This window comes from Rhizobium sullae (assembly GCF_025200715.1).
GTDB classification, from domain to species: domain Bacteria; phylum Pseudomonadota; class Alphaproteobacteria; order Rhizobiales; family Rhizobiaceae; genus Rhizobium; species Rhizobium sullae.
Genome location: NZ_CP104143.1, coordinates 3,572,287 through 3,596,624 on the forward strand (window position 1 = coordinate 3,572,287; position 24,338 = coordinate 3,596,624).

The 24,338-nt window shown below is 62.1% G+C and carries 22 protein-coding genes and 1 pseudogene; 18 read left to right on the forward strand and 5 right to left on the reverse strand.

Going from position 1 to position 24,338, the window contains the following annotated elements:
- Window positions 1-12 precede the first annotated feature (12 nt).
- The 5 genes from N2599_RS17830 (at window position 13) to N2599_RS17850 (ending at window position 3,705) form a co-directional block, all read left to right on the forward strand.
- Window positions 13-243: a hypothetical protein gene (locus N2599_RS17830; RefSeq protein WP_027512220.1), complete on the forward strand. Its 231-nt coding sequence runs from the start codon at window positions 13-15 to the stop codon at window positions 241-243.
- A 127-nt stretch (window positions 244-370) separates the two neighbouring features.
- Window positions 371-790, forward strand: coding sequence for a VOC family protein (locus N2599_RS17835; RefSeq protein ID WP_027512221.1), 420 nt, complete (start codon window positions 371-373; stop codon window positions 788-790).
- 136 nt (window positions 791-926) lie between these two features.
- The gene (gene leuD / locus N2599_RS17840) at window positions 927-1,535 is read left to right on the forward strand and encodes a 3-isopropylmalate dehydratase small subunit (protein ID WP_027512222.1); all 609 of its coding nucleotides are present in this window, start codon (window positions 927-929) and stop codon (window positions 1,533-1,535) included.
- Window positions 1,536-1,722: 187 nt separating this feature from the next.
- A complete protein-coding gene (gene leuB, locus N2599_RS17845; protein WP_027512223.1) occupies window positions 1,723-2,835 on the forward strand; it encodes a 3-isopropylmalate dehydrogenase in 1,113 nt (370 codons plus the stop codon).
- Window positions 2,836-2,946: 111 nt separating this feature from the next.
- Window positions 2,947-3,705, forward strand: a complete 759-nt coding sequence (locus tag N2599_RS17850; RefSeq protein WP_027512224.1) for a phosphatase PAP2 family protein — start codon at window positions 2,947-2,949, stop codon at window positions 3,703-3,705.
- A 140-nt stretch (window positions 3,706-3,845) separates the two neighbouring features.
- Here N2599_RS17850 and N2599_RS17855 read toward each other — a convergent pair whose 3' ends face one another.
- Window positions 3,846-5,351 carry a xylulokinase gene (locus N2599_RS17855; protein ID WP_027512225.1) on the reverse strand — a complete coding sequence of 502 codons (1,506 nt, stop codon included), beginning with the start codon at window positions 5,349-5,351 and terminating at the stop codon, window positions 3,846-3,848.
- A 97-nt stretch (window positions 5,352-5,448) separates the two neighbouring features.
- Window positions 5,449-6,423 carry a sugar-binding transcriptional regulator gene (locus N2599_RS17860; RefSeq protein WP_037143086.1) on the reverse strand — a complete coding sequence of 325 codons (975 nt, stop codon included), beginning with the start codon at window positions 6,421-6,423 and terminating at the stop codon, window positions 5,449-5,451.
- Window positions 6,424-6,634: 211 nt separating this feature from the next.
- On the opposite strand from N2599_RS17860, the gene N2599_RS17865 reads away from it, so the two are divergent.
- From N2599_RS17865 to N2599_RS17910, 10 genes are all read left to right on the forward strand, one after another.
- Window positions 6,635-7,966, forward strand: coding sequence for a sn-glycerol-1-phosphate dehydrogenase (locus N2599_RS17865; RefSeq protein ID WP_244915115.1), 1,332 nt, complete (start codon window positions 6,635-6,637; stop codon window positions 7,964-7,966).
- A gap of 4 nt (window positions 7,967-7,970) precedes the next feature.
- Complete coding sequence (locus tag N2599_RS17870; RefSeq protein ID WP_027512228.1) at window positions 7,971-8,777, forward strand: HAD-IIB family hydrolase; 807 nt, start codon at window positions 7,971-7,973, stop codon at window positions 8,775-8,777.
- On the forward strand, window positions 8,774-9,202 hold the full coding sequence (locus N2599_RS17875) for an FAD-dependent oxidoreductase (protein ID WP_027512229.1): 429 nt from the start codon (window positions 8,774-8,776) through the stop codon (window positions 9,200-9,202). The genes N2599_RS17870 and N2599_RS17875 overlap by 4 nt, the downstream gene beginning before the upstream one ends.
- A gap of 138 nt (window positions 9,203-9,340) precedes the next feature.
- Window positions 9,341-10,228 carry a carbohydrate ABC transporter permease gene (locus tag N2599_RS17880; RefSeq protein WP_027512230.1) on the forward strand — a complete coding sequence of 296 codons (888 nt, stop codon included), beginning with the start codon at window positions 9,341-9,343 and terminating at the stop codon, window positions 10,226-10,228.
- A gap of 1 nt (window position 10,229) precedes the next feature.
- Window positions 10,230-11,111, forward strand: a complete 882-nt coding sequence (locus N2599_RS17885; protein WP_027512231.1) for a carbohydrate ABC transporter permease — start codon at window positions 10,230-10,232, stop codon at window positions 11,109-11,111.
- 83 nt (window positions 11,112-11,194) lie between these two features.
- Window positions 11,195-12,691, forward strand: a complete 1,497-nt coding sequence (locus N2599_RS17890; protein WP_027512232.1) for an ABC transporter substrate-binding protein — start codon at window positions 11,195-11,197, stop codon at window positions 12,689-12,691.
- A gap of 81 nt (window positions 12,692-12,772) precedes the next feature.
- Window positions 12,773-13,498, forward strand: a complete 726-nt coding sequence (locus N2599_RS17895; RefSeq protein WP_027512233.1) for an SDR family oxidoreductase — start codon at window positions 12,773-12,775, stop codon at window positions 13,496-13,498.
- A 62-nt stretch (window positions 13,499-13,560) separates the two neighbouring features.
- On the forward strand, window positions 13,561-14,625 hold the full coding sequence (locus N2599_RS17900; protein WP_027512234.1) for an ABC transporter ATP-binding protein: 1,065 nt from the start codon (window positions 13,561-13,563) through the stop codon (window positions 14,623-14,625).
- A gap of 78 nt (window positions 14,626-14,703) precedes the next feature.
- Complete coding sequence (locus N2599_RS17905) at window positions 14,704-16,752, forward strand: bifunctional aldolase/short-chain dehydrogenase (RefSeq protein ID WP_027512235.1); 2,049 nt, start codon at window positions 14,704-14,706, stop codon at window positions 16,750-16,752.
- Window positions 16,753-16,863: 111 nt separating this feature from the next.
- Complete coding sequence (locus N2599_RS17910) at window positions 16,864-17,892, forward strand: 2-dehydropantoate 2-reductase N-terminal domain-containing protein (protein WP_027512236.1); 1,029 nt, start codon at window positions 16,864-16,866, stop codon at window positions 17,890-17,892.
- A 213-nt stretch (window positions 17,893-18,105) separates the two neighbouring features.
- Here N2599_RS17910 and N2599_RS17915 read toward each other — a convergent pair whose 3' ends face one another.
- Complete coding sequence (locus tag N2599_RS17915) at window positions 18,106-19,992, reverse strand: MFS transporter (RefSeq protein WP_027512237.1); 1,887 nt, start codon at window positions 19,990-19,992, stop codon at window positions 18,106-18,108.
- Window positions 19,993-20,228: 236 nt separating this feature from the next.
- Here N2599_RS17915 and N2599_RS17920 point away from each other — a divergent pair.
- The 3 genes and pseudogenes from N2599_RS17920 to N2599_RS17930 form a co-directional block, all read left to right on the forward strand.
- Window positions 20,229-20,408, forward strand: a pseudogene (locus N2599_RS17920) (hypothetical protein); the annotation flags it as partial.
- Between the two features lie 110 nt (window positions 20,409-20,518).
- Complete coding sequence (locus N2599_RS17925; RefSeq protein ID WP_027512238.1) at window positions 20,519-21,553, forward strand: aspartate-semialdehyde dehydrogenase; 1,035 nt, start codon at window positions 20,519-20,521, stop codon at window positions 21,551-21,553.
- Between the two features lie 185 nt (window positions 21,554-21,738).
- On the forward strand, window positions 21,739-22,560 hold the full coding sequence (locus N2599_RS17930) for a lytic murein transglycosylase (RefSeq protein ID WP_027512239.1): 822 nt from the start codon (window positions 21,739-21,741) through the stop codon (window positions 22,558-22,560).
- 18 nt (window positions 22,561-22,578) lie between these two features.
- On the opposite strand, the gene N2599_RS17935 is transcribed toward N2599_RS17930, so the two are convergent.
- The gene (locus tag N2599_RS17935; protein ID WP_027512240.1) at window positions 22,579-23,220 is read right to left on the reverse strand and encodes a carbonic anhydrase; all 642 of its coding nucleotides are present in this window, start codon (window positions 23,218-23,220) and stop codon (window positions 22,579-22,581) included.
- Between the two features lie 73 nt (window positions 23,221-23,293).
- Window positions 23,294-24,172: a pyridoxal kinase PdxY gene (gene pdxY / locus N2599_RS17940; RefSeq protein WP_027512241.1), complete on the reverse strand. Its 879-nt coding sequence runs from the start codon at window positions 24,170-24,172 to the stop codon at window positions 23,294-23,296.
- Window positions 24,173-24,338 lie beyond the last annotated feature (166 nt).

A 24,338-nucleotide genomic window follows, 5' to 3' on the forward strand; every position in this document is an offset into this window, starting at 1 on the left:
AGGTCTAAACTCATGCAGAATATACGTTCCATCTTCCTCATGCTGTCAGGGATCACTGTATTCGTGGCGCTCGCTGCTCTCACCGTTTCGGTGACGCTCGCCATCGGCGGTATCCTGACCGTCCTCATGGTCGGCCGTGCGCTTTCGATGAAGATGAAGCCGGCGCCCGTCCGCGCCAAGGCTGAGGCAAAGCGTGAAATGCGCATCTGGAACGACGGCCGCGGCACGATAATCGATCTGTGATCGCAACCGGCCATTCAGCCCTTCACAAAAATTCTTTATGGAGCTGTCGGCTCCCGTTCTAGTCCTACGTCCTTGAAGCGGTCGGCCGTGATGCCGGACCTTTAAAATCAAGAGACGGAGGAAGAACATGGATAGCAACGAAAACGTCCCCGCCAAGATGCCCCCGGTCAAAAACGGCCTGCTGCCCTATCTGACGGTCGACGGCGCGCTCAAGGCCGCGGAATTCTACAAGAAGGCATTTAACGCCGAAGAAGCCTATGTCGTGCCAGCCGACGAGAAGGGTCGGACGATGCATGTGCATCTTTATATCAATGGCAGCTCTCTCATGCTGTCGGATGCCTATCCTGAATACGGCCATCCCTTCAAAGGCCATGAAGGCTTCGCAATACAGCTGATCGTCGATGACATCGACTCCTGGTGGGAGCGCGCCGTGTCTGTCGGCGCCGAGGTCGTCATGCCGGTCGAACGAATGTTCTGGGGCGACCGCTACGGTCAGCTTCGCGATCCATTCGGTGTGCTCTGGGGGCTGAACGACACGTCCAAGTAACGGGACATGGACGATGGACAGGCCGCGCGAAACGCCGTGTGGCCGCCAATTCAGAAAGATTCTCCTTCATTTCGGCGGGAAACTGGACTAGATGCTGATCAACGAAAGTACATCCGCTGAATTTGGAGCCTAGGTCATGGATAAATTCGTGAAGCTCACCGGCGTTGCAGCGCCCCTGCCTGTCGTCAACATTGACACGGACATGATCATTCCGAAGGACTATCTGAAGACCATCAAGCGCACCGGTCTCGGCAAGGGCCTCTTCGCCGAGGCCCGCTACCACGAGGATGGTTCCGAAAATGCCGATTTCGTGCTGAACAAGCCGGCATACCGCAACGCCAAGATCCTCGTTGCCGGCGGTAATTTCGGTTGTGGCTCCTCGCGCGAGCATGCCCCGTGGGCGCTTCTCGATTTCGGCATCCGTTGCGTTATCTCCACAAGTTTTGCGGACATCTTCTACAACAACTGTTTCAAGAACGGCATTCTGCCGATCACAGTCAGCCAGGAAGATCTCGACAAGCTGATGGACGACGCTTCGCGCGGCTCCAATGCTGTCCTGACGGTCGATCTCGAAAACCTGGAAATCACCGGCCCGGACGGCGGTTCGATCAAGTTCGACCTCGACGAATTCAAGCGCCATTGCCTGCTGAACGGCCTCGATGATATCGGCTTGACGCTGGAAAAGGGCAAAGCGATCGACAGCTTCGAGAAGAAGAATGCTGCGGCGCGTCCCTGGGCAGCTTAGTCTTCCAAACACAGCATGCGATCAAGCCGGGCTTCCACCCGGCTTTTTCTTTGCTGCTTGGAAAAATACGGGGGATACGCGTCACCATCGTGAAGCCACAAACCGTACCGATTCGGCCGTTCTGTTCCTTGAAATGGCTTCCGGCGGGGTCTAAGAAGCCGCAGCTTGTTTTTCCGCGGAGGGTTTCATGACAGCGCGCAATCTTTTCCTGCTGCCGGGCGACGGCATCGGTCCCGAGGCAATGGGCGAGGTCCGCAAGATCATTGCTTACATGAACGAGGCGATGAATGCCGGCTTCGTTACCGATGAAGGCCTTGTCGGCGGCAATGCCTACGATGCGCATGGCGCGGCCATCTCCGAAGACGACATGAAAAAGGCGCTGGCAGCAGACGCCGTTCTCTTCGGGGCCGTCGGCGGCCCTAAATGGGACAGCGTGCCTTATGAAGTGCGCCCGGAAGCGGGCCTTCTGCGCTTGCGCAAGGACTTGGAACTCTTTGCAAACCTGCGCCCGGCAATCTGCTATCCGGCGCTTGCCTCCGCCTCTTCGCTGAAGCCGGACCTGGTCGAAGGACTCGACATCCTCATCATCCGCGAGCTGACGGGCGGGGTCTATTTTGGCGAACCGAAGGAGATCATCGATCTCGGCAACGGCCAGAAGCGTGGCATCGATACGCAGGTCTACGACACTTACGAAATCGAACGCATCGCCGGCGTCGCCTTCGAAATGGCGCGGACCCGCCAAAACCGCGTCTGCTCCATGGAAAAACGCAACGTCATGAAGTCGGGTGTGCTCTGGAATCAGGTTGTTACCGAGACGCACAAGGCGAAATACTCCGACGTCCAGCTCGAGCATATGCTGGCCGATGCCGGCGGCATGCAGCTGGTACGCCAGCCGAAACAGTTCGACGTCATCGTCACCGATAACCTTTTCGGTGACATGCTTTCCGACGTCGCGGCGATGCTGACCGGTTCGCTTGGCATGCTGCCGTCCGCTTCTCTCGGTGCGCCGGATGGCAAGACAGGCAAACGAAAAGCGCTCTACGAGCCCGTCCACGGCTCGGCTCCCGACATCGCCGGTAAGGGCATCGCCAACCCGATCGCCATGATCGCCTCCTTCGCCATGTGCCTGCGTTATTCCTTCAACCTCGTGAAGGAAGCCGACAATCTTGAGAAGGCGATCGCCAACGTTCTCAACAAGGGTATTCGCACGGCCGACATCATGGCCGAAGGCGCAAAGAAGGTTGGAACTGTTGAGATGGGCGAGGCGATCCTTGCCGAGTTCAAGATGCTTTCTGCCTGATATCTCACGTGAAACCGCTTTTCCGCCCTCCGTACCGATCAGTATGGAGGGCTTTTTATTGAACGCATCTGCTGCGGTTCCTATGTCCCATGGAAACGACGAAGGGATGGCATGAGCAATACCGACGATGACAAACGAGGCTGGCGATCTTATCTGGGCACACGCTACGACGCCCGGCGCACGGTCCATCGCAGAGTTCCCTGGAAGGCATTCACGCTTTCCGCAATCAATGTGGTCGCCATTGCCTTTTTTGTCTTCGACAGACCGCTTGGACAGGCGGCGGAAAGCCTTTCGCCTCCTTTAGTAATGATCGCAGGCAACGTAACGGATATCGGCCGCCTTGCATGGATCCTTGCCGGCCTTTGCACCATTCTTGCCACCGGTTACGCTGTTCGAAGGCGGCTTTGGAAAGTCCGCCGCAAATTCCGCATGGTCTATTTCGTCCAGATGACAGCCTATGTCGGTCTGTCGGTGATCCTGGCCAGCATCTGCGCGAACACTTTGAAATTCCTGATCGGACGGGCGCGGCCGCTTATCTATGAGCAGGAGGGCATTTTCAGTTTCTCGCCCTTGACCATGGATTTCCTGCATCAGAGCTTTCCCTCAGGTCATGCGGCCAATATCGGCGCGCTCTTTGTGGCACTCATCCTCCTTTTTCCGCACGTCAGGCTCATTTTCATCGGTATCGGGCTCTGGCTCGGTGCAACCCGCATCATCATCGGCGTCCACTATCCAAGCGATGTCGTAGCAGGCCTGGCACTCGGTGCCTGGCTCGCATTTGCTCTCTCAATCCTTTTTGCCCGCTTCGGTCTGGTCTTTGCCATCGACCTCGAAGGCCGGCCTGTGCCGCGGCTCAGCAAGCTTATCTGAGGATCTGCTCGTAAAAAACTGTCACTGCCTTCTGCTAGCTAAACATCGGCCTGGATGCGACAGGGCGTGACATACTGGACTCCTGTTGCGCGACCGCTGTGATGATAGTCAGGACAAAACGAAACCACGGCTGAGCCTTCTCACATCCGCTGCCGATCGAGATCCAGATCCCGCACGGCATAATAGAGGTTTGCCTGCCGATGCGAGAGTCTCGCCCAGGCGTCGGCGGCAGTCGGGTCGGGTTCGACCTCTTCGGCGAGGCGCGACATCGCATTGGCGGCGGCGTGGAAGTCTGAATACCAGCCCGCACCGACGGCTGCGGACATGCCGGAGCCAAGCGCGGAGGCCTCGTTCGAGAGGCTGCGGATGACCGGCAGGCCGCTGGCATCGGCGACCATCTGGCGCCAGAGCCGGCTGCCGGCGCCGCCGCCGATCACGAAGATCCGCGTCGCGATCACGCCTGTCCGGCGCATCTCAGCAAGCGAACGGTTGAATTCGAGCGTGATGGCTTCCATGCCGGCGCGGTAGAGGTGAGCCATGCCGGTTTCCGGCCCGAGCCCGACGAAGCCGGCGCGGGCATTCTTGTCCCAGTGCGGGTCCATGCAGCCCATGAGATAAGATAGTGCGGTCACGCCGCCCGAGCCGACGCCGAGGCCGCTCGCCTCCGCTTCCAGCGACTCGAAAATCGCCGGATTGGTGCGCCCGCCGGCGAAGGTATCGATCAGCCAGTTGACGAAATAGGCGCCTCCGCGCTGGCAGCTTTCGAGGAGATAGCCGTCCCCGTCCGGCGAGACGAGTGTGCGCCAGAAGCGGCTGAGTGCCGGCGTTGCCGACCAGCACCCGCCGACCACCGCCGTGCCGAGATTGAGATAGACGACGCCGGGGCTGATCGCATTGACGCCGAGTCCGGCGCAATTGCCGTCGCCGCCACCGGCATAGACCGGGGTGCCGGGAAGGAGACCCGTTGCCGCTGCGGCCGCCGGCGTGATGCGACCGATCTTCGTACCGGGACGGTGGAGCGCGGGGAGCTTTTCCGGCGCAATGGCGAGATGGTCGAGGATCTCGCGCGACCAGACCTTGTTCTCGATGTCGAGAATGCCGAACGGGTCGCCGCTGGTCCAGCTCGCCTGTGCCGTTCCCGTCAGTTTCATCGTCAGGAAATCATGCACGCTGAGGATCTGGGCGGCCTGGTCGAGGAGCTCCGGCTGGTGTTCGCGATAATAGCGCAGGCGGTTGACGCAGGGGATGACGTCGATCGGCTTGCCGGAAATCGCATGAAGCCGCTCGGCGCCGAGCTCCTGCGCCAGGACAGGCACGACGTCCTGCGCCCGCCGGTCGAGCCAGAGTGTCGCCGGCGCCAGCGGCTTGCGGTTCTCGTCGAGCAGGACCATCGTCTCGCGCTGGTTGGAAATCGCAATACCGTCGACACGGGCGGGATCGATCTTCTGCATGAGCGACGACAGCGCGGCGGCCGCGGCCGTCCACCAGTCCTCGGCGTCCTGCTCCGCATGCAGCGGATGGGGCGTCGAAATTACATGGGCGGCGCGGCACTCGGCGCGCGGCGTGCCATCGGCCGTCCAGGCGATCGCCTTGACCGATTGGGTCGATGAATCCATGCCAATGACATAGCGTTCGTCCGGTTGCATCCTGATCTCCTCCGCGGCGAAGGGCCGTGCCGTTGTTTTCCCTGTCGCCCGGCGCGTCCTCCCGGCCGGTGCGACAGTCTCTTCTCCCTGACGGAGGCTAGACCGCCAGCAGGGCCTCTCCCGTGGCAATGTCGGTGACGAAATGGGTGGCGTAGCCGGCCCCCAGCGTCGCGATGATCGCCGGGACCTTGGCCCGCCCGCCGGCGAGGCAGATTCGGCTCGGCACCTGTTTAAGCTCGTCGAGCGTGATGCCCACCATGCGTTCGTCGTGGTCCCCGCCCACCGCCGCACCATGCGCATCGATGAAGCGGCCGATGATGACGGCGACGGCGCCGCGGGCGATGTAATCGTCCACTTCCTCCCGGCTGGCGATGCCGGAGGCGCGCACCGTGCTGCGCGGACCGAGATCGCCGACGCCGAAAAGGATACGGTGGGTCGAATGGACCAGATCCATCTGCTTCTTCAGCACGGGTTCTGCCAGCAGCGCCGCCTTGAGCTCGCGGGTCGACAGAACGGCGGGTGCGAGCAGGTTGACGCAGCGCGCGTGAATGCGGTTCGACAGCAGCGACGTGCAGAGTTCCGGCGAGAAATCCGGCTCGCCGGTGGAGCTGCCCGAAACCTGCACCACGGTGAGATTGGACAGTGGCCGCGTCAGCGAGATCTGGTCGGCGGCCGCCAGCACCGTGCGGCCCCAGGCGACGCCGATGATGTCGCCATCCTCGATCTGGTCCGCGAGAACGCGCGCGCCGGCATCGCCCAGCCGCTGCGAGACGCTCTCCTCCTCGCCGTTCGGAATGACGAAAACGCCGGACAGGCCGAAGCGCTGCATCAGCGCCCGCGCGACGCTGGTGCGCCCGCCCGCCTGCGGGTTGATGTTGACCGAGACGATGCCGCGCTCGCGGGCTTCCTGCAGATGGTTGACGATCGTCGCGCGCGATACGCCGAGGCGCTTGGCGATCTCGCTCTGCGTCATTTGGTCTGCGTAGTAGAGCCAGGCGGCCCACATCACCGCGTCGTCGAACTCCGTGGGCAAGGATGACCCCGTCTCGGCGACGCCTCGCGCCGACTTCATTTCGCGTGTGGTCTTCTCCCGTCCCATCCCGTCCTCTTCCCTCGCTCGTATCAGACAGCGTGCAGTGTCATTTGTCAATCGTGTCTGTCATATGTATTGACAAATGACAGAGAGTGTTGTCATTTGCTACCGACAGCATGTGGAGGCGACCTCGTTGCCGCTTGAGCACGTGATTAGAGCCGTCGAGGAAGCGGTTCAAGGGAGGATGAAGATGCCCGGCAACGCGCCTGTGGGTGGCTGGACTACGCTCATCGACGACATCGTCGCCGGCAAATGGACGAATCCGGAGACCGGCGAGCGCGCCACGGTTCCCTATGAGTCCATCGTCATTGGCGAGAGCCTGCAGGGCCGCGAGGCCGATCTGGTCGCCGGCCTGGAGCTTGGCGAGCGCTATACGATCGTTGCCGACGCGCAGACGTTCGACGCCATGGGGGCGCGGGTGGAAAAGGCGCTGAAAAGCCTCGGGGCCGTCGACACCGTGATCCTCGATCATCCGCACGCCGACATGGCCGCGGTCCATGACCTGACGGAAAAGCTCGCCCGGTCCGAGGCTGTCATTGCGGTCGGTTCCGGCACGATCAACGATCTCTGCAAATTCGTCACCGGCCGTACCAACCGCCGCTATGCCGTCTTCGGCACGGCCGCATCGATGAACGGCTACACCTCGACCACCGCCTCGATCACGCTCGAAAACGGTCTGAAAGTGTCGCTGCCCTCGCATGCGCCGTCGGGCTTCTTCATCGATCTCGGGGTGACGGCGGCAGCGCCTGCCTATCTTTCGGCCGCCGGCTTTGCCGATTGCCTCGTCCGCTCCGTCGCGCAGGTCGACTGGTGGATGTCACACCGCCTGCTCGGCACGCTCTATTCGACCGTTCCCTACATCATCCAGGAGGATGACGAGCGCGAACTGAACCGGCGCGCTGCCGGCATCGCCACGGGGGATATCGCCGCCAATGGCTATCTCCACCGTGTGCTGGCGCTCTGCGGCCTCGGCATCTCCTTTACCGGCATGTCGAACCACGGTTCGATGGGCGAGCACCAGGTGTCGCACTACATCGACTGCTTTGCCAGGGACAAGCATCCCGGAACGCTGCACGGCCAGCAGGTCGGCGTCGCGACGCTCTCCATGGCGCGCCTCCAGCGCATCTTCCTCGACAGCGAGACGCCGCCGCAGATCCGCCCGAGCCGGATCGTTCCGCAGGCGATGGCGCGGCGCATGGGCGCGGAGGTTGCCGCCCAGTGCTACCAGGAAATCCAGCCGAAGATCTTCGACGCGCGCGGCGCGGCGGAGATCAACGAGAAACTGGCCACGCTGTGGCCGGTGCTGCGCGCCGAGCTCAATGCCTTCGCCCTGCCGGTTGCGGAGATGGAGCAGTTGCTCCGTGATGCCGGCGGTCCGATGACGGCCGCCGATCTCGGCCTGCCGGTCGAGATCTATCGCGAGGCGCTGATCTACAGCCGCGAGATGCGCAACCGCTATTCCTTCCTCGATATCGCGGCGGACACCGGGATGCTCGAGGATTTCGCCGGCGGGGAGGCGTGAGCGGATGCGCCCGATTGCCACCATGCCGCTTGATGTTGCAGCCCGGATCAAAGTGCTCTTCGCCGATATCGACGATACGCTGACGAATGAGGGCCGGCTGCCCGCCGTTGCCTATGCCGCGCTGGAGCGCCTGAGTGCGGCCGGCATTGCGGTTGCGCCGATCACCGGCCGCCCGGCCGGCTGGTGCGACATGATTGCCCGCATGTGGCCGGTGGCCGGCGTCGTCGGCGAGAACGGCGCCTTCTATTTCTCCTATGACCAGCAGACCCGCCGTATGCGCCGCAACTTTGCCATCGACGATGCCCAGCGGGCGGCGGACCGCGAAAGGCTTGAAGCTGTCCGTACGCGTATCCTCGCCGAGGTTCCGGGTGCGGCGATCTCGGCCGACCAGCTCTACCGTGAAGCCGATCTTGCCATCGACTTCTGCGAGGATGTGCCGCCGCTTGCCGATGGCGAGGTGGACCGGATCAAGCGCATCTTCGAGCAGGAGGGTGCTGTGGCCAAGGTGTCGTCCATCCATGTGAACGGCTGGTACGGAGCCTATGACAAGCTGACGATGAGCCGCAGCTTTGCCGCCGACATTCTCGGCGTCGATCTGGAGGCTGACAAGTCGCGGATCGTTTTCGTCGGCGACAGTCCGAATGACGCGCCGATGTTCGGCTTCTTTCCGAATGCCTGCGGTGTCGCCAATGTGCTGGCTCTCCGGAACCGCATGGATGCGGCGCCCGCCTATGTGACGACGGCGCGCGGCGGGTACGGCTTCGTCGAGGTGGCGAACCATATCCTCGCGGCACGAAGGGAAGTGGCATGAGCGGCGTGGTCTACGACATCGCCATCATCGGCGGCGGCATCAACGGCGCGGGCATCGGCGGCGACGCAGCCGGGCGCGGGCTGAAGGTGCTGCTCGTCGAACAGGCCGATCTCGGCTCATCTGGCCGCTGCGCTTCGAACGCGAGGCACGCCGTCTGGTCCGGCATTACGGGCTCGAGGTGCGCGCGATCCTCGGCACGGCGACGAGCCGTCCCGAGCTTGGCCGCGATTTCGGCGGCTCCATCACGGCGGCGGAAGTCGGCTTTGACGACGCAGGAATACACCCGGACGGCGGCCGACATCGTCTGGCGACTGACGAAATCGGGCCTGCGGATGAGCCCGGCTGAGATCGAGGCACTCGACCTCTACATGCGGGAGCGACGGGAGATCGCCTCCGCATCGGCGGAGTGGCGGGCTCCGGAATAACAAAGCTCCGCCACCTGTCCCTTCGGGGCGGGTGGCGGAGAGACAGGAAGCGCCGATGGCGCTTCAGGAAAGACGAGGAGGACGGGACGCCCGCGGCTGGACTGCGGATGCGCCGCTGTACCCGGGAGGAAGAAGGCAATGCCCATCGTGCAGGTCAAACGCATCGCGATCTCGGATTCGCCATGGCCATGGCTCTTGCCGCTCATCGCGCTGCTGGTGGTCTTCACCATCTATCCGCTGATCTACAATATCTGGCTGAGCTTCCATGAATTCGCCCCAGCCACCCGAGGGCTGAAATTCGTCGGCTTCGCCAACTGGGTGCAGCTTTGGAACGACACGCGCTTCTGGAGCGCGCTCGGGGTCACCTTCGTCTATTTCGCCGTGGCGCTCACCCTCGAGATCATCCTCGGCATGGCGATCGCCCTGCTGCTCGATGCGGAGCTGCCGGGCTTCGGCGTGCTGCGGGCCGTCCTGTCGATGACGCTGGTGATCCCGCCGGCGATTGCCGGCATGATGTTCCTTCTGATGGAAGACCCGCAATTCGGCGTGCTGCCCTATCTGCTTGGCCAGTTCGGCCTGCTCGACAAGTCGACGCCGATCCTCGCCACCTCGTCGCTGGCATTGGCCGGGGTTCTCATTGCCGAGATCTGGCAGTGGACGCCCTTCATGGTTCTGATCTTCATGGCCGGCCTTCGTGCCCTTCCCGTGGAGCCCTACGAAGCGGCGAGCATCGACGGCGCCTCGTCCTTCCAGATGTTCCGCCGGCTGACCCTTCCGATGATGTCGAAGGTCATCGCGGTCGCGGTGCTGTTGCGCGGCATCGATCTGTTCCGCGTCTTCGACTACGTCTTCGTCATGACTTCGGGAGGACCCGGTACGGCGACCTATACGGTCAGCCTCTATGCCTGGCAGCAGACCTTCTCCTTTCTGAAATGGGGCTATGGCGCAACGCTGAGCCTCACCAGCCTCATCATCGTCATGGTGATGGCCAACCTCTTCATCCGCATCGCAAAGGTCAGGTGGTAACATGCAACAGAGCAAATCCGCCCGCGCGCTGCGCACCCTTGCCGGCTGGGTCGTCGTCGGGATCTTCTTCTTCCCGATCTACTTCTGGACCTCGGTCGCCTTCCGCGACGCCAAGGACATCTTCAACTGGCCGCCGATCATCGTCGATTTCGTGCCAACCGTGAAGAATTTCGAGCAGGTCTTCGGCATCTCGCTCGGCTTCTCCTTCGGCCAGCAGGCCGCGGTGACGCCCGGCGGCGGCAATTTCTACATGGCGCCGCGGCTGTGGGACTCGATCGTCGTCGCCTCGATGTCGACGGTCCTCGCCATCACCGTCGCGACGCTTGCGGCCTATTCGCTGTCCCGCATGCATTTCCGCGGCAGGCACGAATTCGTCAACTGGGTGCTCTCGACGCGCATGATGCCGCCTGTCGCCGTCGCCATCCCAATGTTCTTCATCTTCAAGCAGTTCAGCCTGCTCGATACCTATATCGGCGTCATCCTGATCCACGGGCTGATGAACCTGCCGCTCGCGGTGCTGCTGCTGAAGAGCTTCTTCGACGATATTCCCGCCGAGATCGACGAGAGCGCGCTTCTCGACGGCGCCTCGCGCTGGATGATCTTCCGCCGCATCGTGCTGCCGATGGCCAAGGGCGGCATCGCCGCCAGCGCGGTACTCTGCTTCATCTTCTCGTGGACCGAGTTCCTGTTCGTCCTGACGCTGACGCAGACGGGCCTGAAGACGGTACCCGTCGTGTCCTCGACCTTCGTTACATCAATCGGCACCGCCTGGGGCAACATGGCCGCGCTCGGCGCCGCCGCGATCGTGCCGGCCTTCATCGTCATTCTGCTGGTTCAGCGTCATCTCGTGCGCGGCCTGACGATGGGCTCGCTGAAGCAATAATCCGGCAGGCCGAGGGGGCTGGCCTGTCGTGTGAAGAGATACCCGGTGCCAATTCCGGCGTTGGATATGGAGGAGGAATACCAATGAACGAACGTGATAGAAAATCATACCTGGCGGCGGTCACCGACCGCTTCGTCCGGGGCGGCATGGACCGCCGCGAATTCCTGCGCGTCGCCGGCAAGCTCGGCCTCGGCGCCACGGCTCTCGGCATGGGCTTCGGCAACCGCCCGTTCATGCTGAACAAGGCCGTCGCCCAGGAACAGCTGAAGCCGTCGGCCGATGTCATGGCCTGGCTCAAGGATGTTGGTAAACCCTTCGCCGGCACGACGCTGAAGCTGGCGACGGAATCGACCCCGCCGTCGAATGCGATCAACTCTCAGCTGAAGCAGTATTTCGAGGAAGCGACCGGCATCAAGGTCGAGATCGAAGTCCTGCCGCTTGAGCAGGTTCTGCAGAAGCTGACGCTCGACGTCGCCTCCTCGCTCGGCACCTACGACCTCTACTATATCGACCAGAGCTGGTCGGCCTCGTTCAGCAAGGACGTTTTCGACCCGCGCGAGCAGATAGAGGCGAATGCCGAACTCGCCATGCCGAACTACAATATCGACGATTTCCTGCCGGCGCTCGTCGACGGTATCTCCAAGTACGAGGATCGCTGGGTCGGCGTTCCCTACGACATCCCTATCTTCATCATGATCTACCGCAAGGATATCTACGAGAAGCTCGGCCTCAAGGCTCCGACCACCTTCGAGGAACTGCTGAACAACTCGGCGACGATCACCAAGGAAATGGGCCCGACGACCTTCGGTTATGCCGGCCAGATGAAGTCCGGCCACTATGCGCTGGAATGCGAGTGGACCTCGATGCTCTGGGGCAATGGCGGCTCGATCTTCAGCGCCGACAAGAAGTTCGTCGGCAATGACGAACGCGGCATTGCCGCTCTCGACTACTACACCAAGCTGAAGGCCACCATGCCTCCGGGCGTCGACGGCTGGACCTGGGACGGCCAGGGCCAGGCGGTGGCGCAGGGCGTTGCGGCATCCATGCTCTCCTGGGGCGAGTTCTTCCCCTATTTCGACGATGCCAGCCAGACCAAGGTCTCCGGCCTCTGCGAAGCCGTCATCCCGCCGCAGCCGATCGCGCTGCGCAAGCCTTCGGAATGCGGTTACGGCGAAATCCCCGGCGTCGGCCACCAGGGCGGTTCCTCGCTCGCCGTGTCGCGCTATTCGAAGAGCCCCCATGCCGCCTGGATCTTCATGCAGTGGGCGACCTGCGCCGACACCCAGGCGCTGATCACCGCGCTCGGCGGCGGCACGGGCCCGACCCGCGCCTCCGTCTATGACGATCCGCGCGTCGTCGCCAACGCCCGCGTCGGCGCCGGCACGACGCGCCACCTGCCGGTCGTGCGCGAGACAATCGCCAAGTACATGGGGTCCGAGCCGGATCTGCCGCAGTGGGCGCAGATCTCCTCCGACACCATCCCGGTCGGCCTCGGCAAGTACTTCGCCGGCAATTACGGCTCGTCGAAGGAAGCCATGGACGACATCGGCGCCCAGATCGAAACGATCGTGCAGGGCTGATGGGTCAGACAGGAGGGGGCGCTGCCAGGCGGCGCCCCCTCCATCCGACATCTTTCCCAGACGACGGAAACGGAGGAGACCATGGCAGACAAACCGTTGATCGCAATCACAGGCGCGAGCTCGGGCATCGGCGAGGCGGTCGCGCGGGCCTTTTCGAAGGCCGGCCATCCGCTGCTGCTAATCGCCCGCAGGCTCGATCGGCTGGAAGGGCTGGGGCTGCCGAACGCGGTGCTGAAGAAGGCCGACGTGCGCGACCGCGCTGCGCTGGTCGAGGCGGTGCGGGAGGCGGAAGCGCAATACGGCCCCGTCGACATGATGTTTGCCAATGCTGGCGTCGCGCGGCTGGGCGACATCGCCACGCAGCCACCGGAAGACTGGGACGAGATGATCGACATCAACACCAAGGGCGTGATGAACAGCGTCCATGCGGTGATGAACGGCATGATCGCCCGCAAGCACGGCACGCTGATGATGATGAGCTCGATTGCCGGCCGGCAGGTCTATCCGGATCACACCGTCTATTGCGGCACGAAATTCTTCGTCCATGCCGTCTCGGAAAGCCTGCGCGGCTATATGGCGCCGCATGACGTGCGCGTCATCGTCATCTCGCCGGGCATCATCGATACTGAAGTGCTCGACGGCGTGCGCGACGAGACGACACTTGCCAACTACAAGGCGAACAAGGCGGCGATCGGCGGCGGTATCTCAGCGGACGTCGTAGCGGACCTGATCCTTAATGCCTACCAGCTGCCGCAGCGTGCCATCGTCCAGGAAATCGTCATCACGCCGACAAGGCAGACCTATTGAAACATCGGCCGCCTCTGCCGCGAGCGGCGGAGCATGGCGCCCGACACATGGAGTGGAGCCCTATGGCGACCGTGGAATACCAGCGCATCGGAAAGTCCTTCGGTGCCGTGAGGATCATGCGCGACATCTCGTTCAAGATCGAGGACCATGAATTCGTGGTCCTGCTCGGGCCATCCGGCTGTGGAAAGACGACCCTTCTGCGCATGACGGCCGGGCTCGAGGGTATCAGCGAGGGCGACCTGAAGATCGGCGAGAAGCGGGTCAACGACGTCCATCCGCGCGACCGCTCGATCGCGATGGTGTTTCAAAACTACGCGCTCTACCCTACGATGAAGGTCTACGACAACATCGCCTTCAGCCTGGAAGTGGCCAAGGTGCCGCCGGCCGAGATCCGGAAGAAGGTGGAGTGGGCCGCCGCGACGCTGAACCTCACCGACTATCTCGGCCGCTACCCGAAGGAGCTTTCGGGCGGCCAGCGCCAGCGCGTCGCCATGGGCCGTGCCATGGTTCGCGAGGCGCACGTGTTTCTCTTCGACGAACCCTTGTCGAACCTCGATGCCAAACTGCGCGCCCATATGCGCACCGAGATCCGCCAGCTTCATAACCGGCTGAAGACGACGACCATCTATGTCACGCACGACCAGATCGAGGCGATGACCATGGCCGACAAGATCGTCGTCATGCGCGCCGGCAAGATCGAGCAGATCGGCTCACCGGACGACGTCTACGACCGGCCGGCCAGTAAATATGTTGCCGATTTCATCGGATCGTCGGCGATCAATTTCCTCCCCGGAACGGTTGTCGTGGCAGATGGCGTGCCTGCCGTCGACACGGCGACCGGACGGGTGCCGATCGACCCCGCGACCACCGCAAAGCCCGGCCAGAAGGTCATCATCGGCCTGCGGCCGACGGATATTCTGGTCGACAGCGCCGGCCCGCTTGCGGCGAAGTCGGTGTTGCTGGAGCGGCTCGGCCACGACGCTCAGCTGTTCTGCGATGGCCCCGACGGCCGTTTCATCGCGGTGGTCGACAAGGCTGCCCGCTTCGCCGAGGGCTCGGACGTCCGCTTCGCGGTTCCGACCTCCAAGGTCCATGTTTTCGACGCCGGGACCGAAGTCCGCATCTAACGCTGCGGCTTTGCTCTCCCTCTTGACGACACGCTGAGCCGGACCGGCGCTGCCCGGCGGCCAGGGAAAGGAATATCCATGAAATCGCGCTGGTCAGACACCGAGTTCCACGCCGTGGTCGACGCCTATGTCGCTAGGGGCATCAACCGCGACCTCGCCATCCGCACCTATACGACCCGGCTTCTCGGCTCGGACCCCGAACTGGTGCTGCATGGCGGCGGCAACACATCGGTGAAGACCGTCTTTGCTGAGATGGACGGATCGACGGTCGATGTGCTGTGCGTGAAGGGCAGCGGCTGGGACATGGGCACGATCGAGCCGCAGGGCCTGCCCGCCGTCCGGCTCGAACCGCTGAAGGCGATGGTGGCCTTCGAGATCCTGTCGGACGACGACATGGTCATGCTGCAGCGCCGGCTTCTCCTCGATCCGACCGCCCCCAACCCCTCGGTCGAGGCGATCCTGCATGCGCTGCTGCCGTTCAAGCATATCGACCACACTCACGCCAATGCGATCGTCTCGCTGACCAACCAGCCGCATGGCGAGGAGATTGTCCGCGAACTCTTCCCCAAATCGATCATCGTTCCCTATGTCATGCCCGGCTTCGATCTGGCCAAGGCCTGCGATGCGGGCTTCCGGGCCAATCCGGAGGGCGACGGGATGATCCTGTTGAAGCATGGCATCTTCACCTGGTCGGATGACCCGCGCGTCGCCTATGAGGACATGATCGCCAAGATCGACCAGGCCGAACAGCGGATCGCCAAGGGCCGGTCGAAGCCGTTCCGCAGCATCGCCGTTCCGGCCAGGCTCGCCCCGGCAGCCGAGATCACGCCGATCCTGCGCGGCGCGCTCGCCATCGATACCGGCGTCGAGGGCGCCCCCCGGCGCTTCGTCCTCGAACATCGCGCCACAGACAAGGTCCTCGATTTCTGCAATGCGGAGACGGTCGAAAGCCTGGTGCGCCGCGGCAATGCGACGCCTGAACATGTCATCCACATCAAACGCTTCGGCGTGGCCCTGCCGGCGCCCGAAGCCGCCAAGCTGGACGACTGGGCCGTCAAGGTCCGGCAGGCGGTTGCCGCCTACGAGGCCAACTACGAGGAATATTTCGAGCGCAACAATGCCCGCGTTGGCGGCCACAAGCGGATGCTCGACCCCAAGCCGCGGGTCTTCTATGTCGCCGGTGTCGGCCTGTTTGCCGCGGGTGCGGCCCGCAAGAACGCCATCGTCGCCGCCGACGTTGCGGAGGCCACCATCAATGTCATCACCAATGCCGAGGGAATTGAAGCCTTCGAGGCGCTGTCGGAGGCGGATCTTTTCGACATCGAATACTGGTCTCTGGAGCAGGCGAAGCTGACCAAGGTGCAGGAGAAGCCGCTGACGCGACAGGTGGCGATCGTCACCGGTGCGGCCAGCGGCCTCGGCCTTGCCGTGGCGGAAGCCCTGAAGGCAGAGGGTGCGGAACTGGCCCTCTTCGACATAGCCGAAGAGGCGCTGACCACCACCGCGAAGACGCTCGGCGCGCTTCCCGTCGTCTGCGACGTCACGGATCCCGCGGCGGTCGATGCGGCAGTGGCAAAGGTCGCCGCGCATTTCGGCGGGGTCGACATCCTGATCTCGAATGCCGGCGCCGCCTTCCAGGGCAGCCTGCTGACGGTGGACGAGGCGACGTTCCGCAAGGCGTTCGACCTGAATTTCTGGAGCCATCATTATATCGCCCGCGCGGTCGTGCGGGTGATGGAACAGCAGAAGACCGGCGGCGCGCTCGTCTTCAACGTCTCGAAGCAGGCGGTGAATCCGGGCGCGGATTTCGGCCCCTACGGCACGTCGAAGGCGGCGCTGATGGCGCTGATGCGACAATATGCAGTGGAGCATGGTGCCTCGGGCATCACCTCGAACGCCGTTAACGCCGACCGCATCCGCACCGGCCTGATGACCGACAAGATGGTCGAGGATCGCTCCAGGGCACGCGGCCTGACGCCCGAGGCCTATATGCGGGGCAACATGCTCGGCCGCGAGGTGACCGGCGCGGATGTCGCCGCAGCCTTCGTGCATCTCGCCAAGGCCCGCACATCCACCGGCGCGGTCATCACCGTCGATGGCGGCAATGTCGCGGCGATGATGCGTTAGGAAAGACCGGAGGCGGACCTCCTCTCTGTTGGAGGGGGGAAGGTTCGCGCAGGCCGGGCCTGCGTGGTGCATAGGCGCAGGGCAAGTGGAAGACACCGAAAGGAACACAGCATGGCTACTATCCTCATCCTCGGCGCGGGTGTCATGGGATCGGCACTGGCCGTCCCGGCAAGCGACAACGGCCATACGGTGACGCTTGCCGGCACCCCGCTCGACACGCAGGTGATCACCCGTCTCAAGGAGAAGGGCGGCGTGCATCCCAAGCTCGACAAACCGCTTGCCGACACGGTGACGATCCTCGATGACCGGGAGGTGACACCCGAGCATGCCGCCGCCGCCGATTTCGTCATCATCGGCGTCTCGAGCCCCGGCATCGACTGGGCGGTCCGGCGGCTCAACGATCTGCTGCGAATGAGGAAACCGGTCGCCTTCGTCACCAAGGGGCTCGACCGCCAGGGCGACCGCATCGTGACCTATGCCGAAACCCTGCCGGGCCTGGTGCCGAATATCGCCTCCTTCATCGGCATCGGCGGGCCCTGCATCGCCAAGGAACTGTCAAACCGCTTCCCGACGCTGAGCATCTATGCCAGCCGCGACCGCGTGGCGGCGGAGACTGCCGCCGGGCTGATGCGAACACCCTATTACAGGCTTGCCATTGCCGAGGACGCAACCGGCGTCGAGGCCTGCGCGGCGCTCAAGAACTTCTTTGCCATCGGTGTCAGCGCAATGCAGACGCGTTACCCCGACCGGACGCGAGCCGACGGACAGTCAAAGAACCCGACGGCGGGTGCCTTCAACCAAGCCGCACAGGAGATGGCCGCGCTCTGCGAATATATCGGCGGCGTACGCGCCACCGCCTTCGACCTCGCCGGGCTCGGCGATCTCCATGTGACCGTCGGTGGCGGCCGCAACAGCCGGCTGGGCCACGGGCTCGGCGGGAACCGTACGGTCCCGGATGTGATGAGCGGCGAGCTGGCGGGCGAAACCGTCGAAGGTATCGATACAGCGAGGATCGTGGACGCCCTGCTCCGGCAGGTCGACGACGCGGCGACGCGGTTTCCGCTGGCGACGGCCATCACCCGCGCGGTGACGGGCAACGGGACGCTCGATTTCGACTTCGACCGCCTGTTCGGCTGGTAGGCGCCTCTCCTCCCGCCAGGCTCTCTCGAAACGTGCTTCCTCCCCCCGCGAGACGGCTCGCGCGCCTGGCCGGCCGTGGCCGCGTTCGCACTTCGGACTGCTCTTCAAGACGGATCTGGACCGGTGGCGGGTGCCGAAGCGGCTTCTCCAGGCATAAAAAAACCCGGCGCTGTTGAGGCGCCGGGTGTCGTTTTTCCTGCTTGACGATCTATCTCAATCCATCGCGTGGATATCGCGGTCCTTGGTTTCCGGCAGGAAGAGCATACCGATGACTAAGGTGATGCCCGCAAAGACGATCGGGTACCAGAGGCCGTAATAGATGTCGCCTGCGAAGGCGCTCATCGCGAAGGCGGTTGCCGGAAGCAGGCCACCGAACCAGCCGTTACCGATGTGATAGGGCAACGACATGCCGGTATAGCGGATACGGGTCGGGAAGAGCTCGACCAGCAGGGCAGCGATCGGCCCATAGACCATCGTTACATAGATGACGAGGACCGTCAGCACGGCGATGACGCCCACCCAATTGACCCTTGCCGGATCGGCGACCATCGTGAACGCTCCACCTTTGGCGATTGTATAGACCGCCATGTCGGTGACGCCGGTGGCTTCGTCCGCCGTGAGCAGCTTGCCCGCGATGAGCTGGTCGGCCGGCATGGTGGCTTTTTCGCCGGCGCGGATCGCTTCCGCATTCAGGCTGAGTTCCGGATTGGAAGCGATAAAGGCGTCGAGCTTGGAGTCCGGCACCTTGGCGGCCGCCCGAACCAGCGGATAGCCTGCATTCTGAAGACCAATATTGACGCCCTTTTCAAAGGCAGCATTGAGCGATTTTGCCTTATCGCCGGCGGCAGCCGCGTCATAGCCGGTGATCGTCTCGTTGGCGATCTTCACCGTGGCCGCCGAACCAGCAGGACCTGCGACGACATCATAAGGCACCGAATTCTTTGTCAGGAACGCGGTGGCGATATCACACGAAGTGGTGAACTTCGCTGTTCCCGTCGGATTGAACTGGAACTTGCAATCGCCCGGTGCCGCGGTGACTGTCGCCCGGACCGTTGCCTGTGACTCGGCAAGTGCGGGATTGGCGAAGTTGGTCATGGCCTTGAACAGCGGGAAGTAGGTCACCATGGCGAGCAGAAGGCCGGCCATGATGATCGGCTTGCGGCCGATCTTGTCGGAGAGCCAACCGAAGAAGACGAAGAAGCCAGTGCCTAGCAGCAGCGACGCGGCGACCATCAGGTTCGCCGACTGTCCGTCAACCTTCAGGATGTTCTGCAGGAAGAACAGTGCATAGAACTGACCGCAGTACCAGACAACGGCCTGGCCCATGACGGCACCGAGAAGCGCCAGCAACGCGACCTTGGCGTTCTTCCATTGACCAAAGGCTTCCGTCAGCGGCGCCTTCGAACCTTTGCCCTCGGCCTTCATCTTCTGGAACGCTGGTGACTCGTTCATCTTCAGACGAATCCAGACGGATACACCGAGGAGAACGACGGAGACGAGGAAAGGAATTCGCCAGCCCCAGGCGGCAAACGCAGTGCTGCCGAGCCAGAACTGCACCAACAGGATGACCAGGAGCGAAAGGAAAAGTCCGAGTGTTGCCGTCGTCTGGATCCACGAGGTGAAATAGCCACGTCGGCCATGTGGCGCATGCTCGGCGACATAGGTCGCCGCACCGCCATATTCACCGCCGAGCGCCAGACCCTGCAGCAGGCGAAGGCCGACCAGGATGATGGGGGCCGCGATACCGATCGATGCCGCCCCTGGAAGAATACCGACGAGGAAGGTCGACAGACCCATGATCAGGATCGTGATCAGGAAGGTATATTTGCGGCCGACCAGATCGCCGAGGCGGCCGAAGACCAATGCGCCGAAGGGCCGCACCAGGAAGCCCGCTGCAAAGGCGAGCAGGGCGAAAATGTTTCGTGTCGTTTCCGGGTACTGGCTGAAAAAGGTAGCGCCGATATAGGTGGCGAGTGAACCGTAAAGATAGAAATCATACCACTCGAAAACGGTACCGAGCGACGAGGCGAAGATGACCTTCTTCTCCTCGCTCGTCATTGGGCCGGCTTTCGAGCCCTCGAAACTTGTGACATTTGCCATGGTCTGTCCTCCACAGAGTGATGAGCAAACGAGGCGCGTCCCAAATTCTCCTCGAAGTATCCCCTGGACACGACTCGCCTGACTGGAGTGTGACAGAAAAGAATTCGGAGAAAGAGAGAGGCTTTGGGATTATGACTTTAGTCTAACGCGCATGCGCAGATTGTCGCAGGCATCTGAGCGTGCGCGTCGCTGGATATCAAATCTCGCCCGACTCACGGCTGCATGGCTGACAACGCCGCAAAAACCTTGACTCCTGTGGAAAACCTTTTATGAGCAACGGCGGAAAAGGAATATCCATGGTTCGCGACGAACACGCCATTGCTGCATGCAGTGACCAGGCACCAAGTGCCGGGATGGATATTGCCGTTCCGGTTTCTTCCAAAACCAGGGCCAAAACGACGACGAAAACCGTCTGACGTCTCTGGCCTGCCGCTCTCTCCCCGGCCCGGCTGGGGACAGGAAGCCGCGATCATTTCGCGCCTTCCCCCTCACCAGACAAGAGGAGAGAAGAGAAAGAGAGCTTGAAATGGGTTTCAAAGTTGCAGTTGCGGGAGCGACCGGAAATGTGGGCCGGGAGATGCTCAACATACTTTCCGAGCGCGGCTTTCCCGCCGATGAAGTCGTGGCGCTCGCCTCCGCGCGTTCGCAAGGAACGGAAGTCTCCTACGGCGACCGGACGCTGAAGGTTTCCAATCTCGAGAATTACGATTTCTCCGACACCGACATCTGCCTCATGTCTGCGGGTGGCGAGGTGTCCAAGAAGTTCTCGCCGAAGATCGGCCAGCAGGGATGCGTCGTGATCGACAACTCCTCGGCCTGGCGCTACGACGCCGACGTGCCGTTGATCGTTCCGGAAGTGAACCCGGATGCCGTAACGCAGTTCACCAAGCGCAACATCATCGCCAACCCGAATTGCTCGACCGCACAACTCGTCGTGGCTTTGAAGCCCCTGCATGATTTCGCCAAGATCAAGCGCGTCGTCGTCTCGACCTACCAGTCTGTTTCCGGCGCAGGCAAGGACGGCATGGACGAGCTCTTCAACCAGACGCGCGCCGTCTTCGTCGCTGATCCGATCGAGAACAAGATGTTCACGAAGCGCATCGCCTTCAACGTTATTCCCCACATCGACGTCTTCATGGAAGATGGCTACACAAAGGAAGAGTGGAAGGTTCTGGCCGAGACCAAGAAGATGCTCGACCCGAAGATCAAGGTCACCTGCACGGCAGTTCGCGTTCCGGTCTTCATCGGCCATTCGGAATCGGTCAATATCGAGTTCGAGAACGAGATCACTGCAGATCAGGCGCGCGATATCCTGCGTGACGCTCCGGGCTGCCTCGTTATCGACAAGCATGAAAACGGCGGCTACATCACGCCTTACGAATCTGCCGGCGAAGACGCGACCTATATTTCGCGTATCCGCGAAGACGCGACCGTCGAGAACGGCCTCAACATATGGGTGGTGTCAGACAACCTGCGTAAGGGCGCCGCTTTGAACGCAATCCAGATTGCTGAGCTCCTCATCAACCGCGGCCTCATCAAGCCACGCAAGAAGGCCGCCTGATACCAAAAATTAACCATAATTTGCTATCAGCCCCGCATATCGCTGGATATGCGGGGCTTCCTGTGAAAACCGGCAGACGGCAATCAGGGTTGTAAGACCCGCCGAAAAGGTGATCGTGACAAAATTATCTGCTGCTGGCATTCTTGCGCGGCGCCAAGCTTATGCAGATCGAGATGGGGTTTCTCATGAGCATGACAAAATTCTTTGTGGCGGTCGTCGCAGTGGCGAGCGCACTCCACGCTGTTCCGGCAGCGGCAAAGGCTGCCCAATGCGGCAACAACAGCGCGGGCTTCCAAGCCTGGGTTACCGACTTCAAGCAGGAAGCGGCCGCCAGTGGCATCAACCCATCGGTGCTGAACCGAGCCTTTGCCAATGTAAGCTATAATAAATCGACAATCGCAGCCGACCGCGGTCAAAAGAGCTTTAAGCTGTCCTTCGACGCCTTCATGAAGAAGCGGGGCGGTGCAACGATCATCTCCCGCGGCAGAAGCATGAAGCGCTCCAATCAGGCGCTGTTTGCCTCGATCGAGCGCCGCTACGGCGTTCCAGCAGGCCCGCTGATCGCGATTTGGGGTATGGAGACCGGCTTCGGCAGCTATATGGGCAATCAGCACACGCTGTCTGCCGTTTCGACGCTCGCTTACGACTGCCGCCGCTCGGATTATTTCACCGACCAGCTTTATGCCGCTTTGCAGCTCGTGTCTGAAGGCTATCTGAACCCGCAAGCCCGCGGCGCAGCGCACGGCGAAATCGGCCAGACGCAGTTCCTGCCGCGCAGTGTTGTCCGTTTCGGCGCCGATGGTGACGGCGACGGTCGCATCGACATGGTCGGATCGCGTGCTGATGCACTGGCTTCGACAGCAAACTTCCTCAGAGGGCACGGTTGGCAGACGGGCGCCGGTTATCAGCCAGGCGAAGCGAACTTTTTGGCAATCGCAGGCTGGAATGCCGCAACGGTCTATCAACAGGCAATCGCTTATATCGGCCAGCAGATCGACGGCCAGTGAGCTTCCGCCCGCGAAGATTTATACTTCCGGGCGGATAAAATCGCGCGTTTCCGCGTCCATCACCCATAGTTCGCCGGTCGAAATATCGAACCAGGCTCCATGCAGGGCAATCTCTCCTGCCTCTTCCAGCGCCTTGATATCCGGAAAACTTCTCAGGTTGTTGATTGAGTTGCGGATCGAGACGCGCTCGAGCGCCGTCTGACGCTCAGCGGCGGTCATTACGTCATTGCTCTGAATCTGTTCCGCAGCAGGCCGGACGAGCGACATCCAGCGGCCGATGAAGTCGCCGGATGACAGCGGCTCGGCATTGGGATCAAGTGCTGCGCGAATACCCCCGCAGCGACCGTGACCCATCACGACGATGTCGGAAACCTTCAAGACCTGTACGGCGAATTCCAAGGCGGCAGACGTCGCGTGGAAATGCCCGTCCGGCTCGTAAGGCGGCACCATGTTGGCAACGTTGCGGATGACGAAAAGCTCACCGGGGCCGGCGTCAAAGATAAGTTCGGGTGCGGCGCGCGAGTCCGAACAGGCAATAACCAGCGTATTCGGGTTCTGACCGTTTTCAGCCAGCATCTTATAGCGGTCGCGGGCGTCAGCGTAACGCCCGTTCATGAAGTTGCGGTAGCCGTCCAGAAGGGAACTTGGAAAACGCTGCATGACTGTCGATTAGCGCGCGGACGCAGCAAGATCAACAGCTGCAGATGCGAAATGCGCAAACTGGCATCTGCGGCTAACTTTTCCGCCTCTGGGCGGGGTGTATGAGGCGGCGCATCTGCACCATGGCCATCGGCGTCGAGAGGCTTGATGCGTCGCTTGCGAGCGTAAGCTCGTCGCTGCCGCGCTTGACCGCGCGCGCCAGCGCTTCATAGACGCTGGCTGTTGCAAGCTGCAACGCTTTTTCGTCGTCCATCCCGGAAAGGAGCCGTGAGAGGAAGACAGCCGCCAGCAGGTCGCCCAGTCCATTCGGCGCATTGTCGATAACGCGATGCTCGGCAAGCAGGGCATGGCGGCCGGAGAGATAGAGATTTCCGGTGCCGCCGGCCATCATCGCAACAGCGGAAGTGACAAGCATGCGTGAGGGGCCGAGTGACAAAGCAGCTTCCATGACGGCTGTGTTGTCCTCCAACGCTGCGCCAACCATCCAGGCCAATTCATAGCGGTTGGGCGTTGCCAGAGAAGCAAGCGGAATCAGGTAGTCGCGGATCGCCTTCGCCGTCGCTTCGGGCACATAGAGGCCCCCCAGATCCCCCATCACCGGATCGCAGACGTAAAGCAGCTCCGGACTTTTTTCACGTAATGCGCTGACCAGGCGGGCAACGGAACGAGCCTGAGCAGCGTTTCCGAAATAGCCAGACAAAACCGCCTTCACTTCTCCAACCCACGGTGCACGGATGAGATCGTCGATGGCAGCATCAAAATCGGCTTCCGCAAAAGTGAGCCGGGTCGAACGGCCATGACCGGGATGCCAGGGCAGAACGATCGTCGGCAGCGCCCAGACCTGATGGCCGAGCGTCTCAAGCGCGAAGACGGCGGCGCGATTGCCGACCGAACCGCGAATGACATGGCTGGAGATGACGATCACCGTTCCTGCAGCACCATTATCCGGCATGACGATTTAAACCCCGAATTCGATGCGCTGTTGATCGTCTTTTTGCCGCGCAGCTGTCAACCATTCTTCATCGATGCGTGGAAATCTCGACGAGCCAGTAAAGCGTAGGCAGCCTGTGCGTAAGACCCATCCTTTCATCGAGAATCTTTCGGAATTTTGCCGAAGC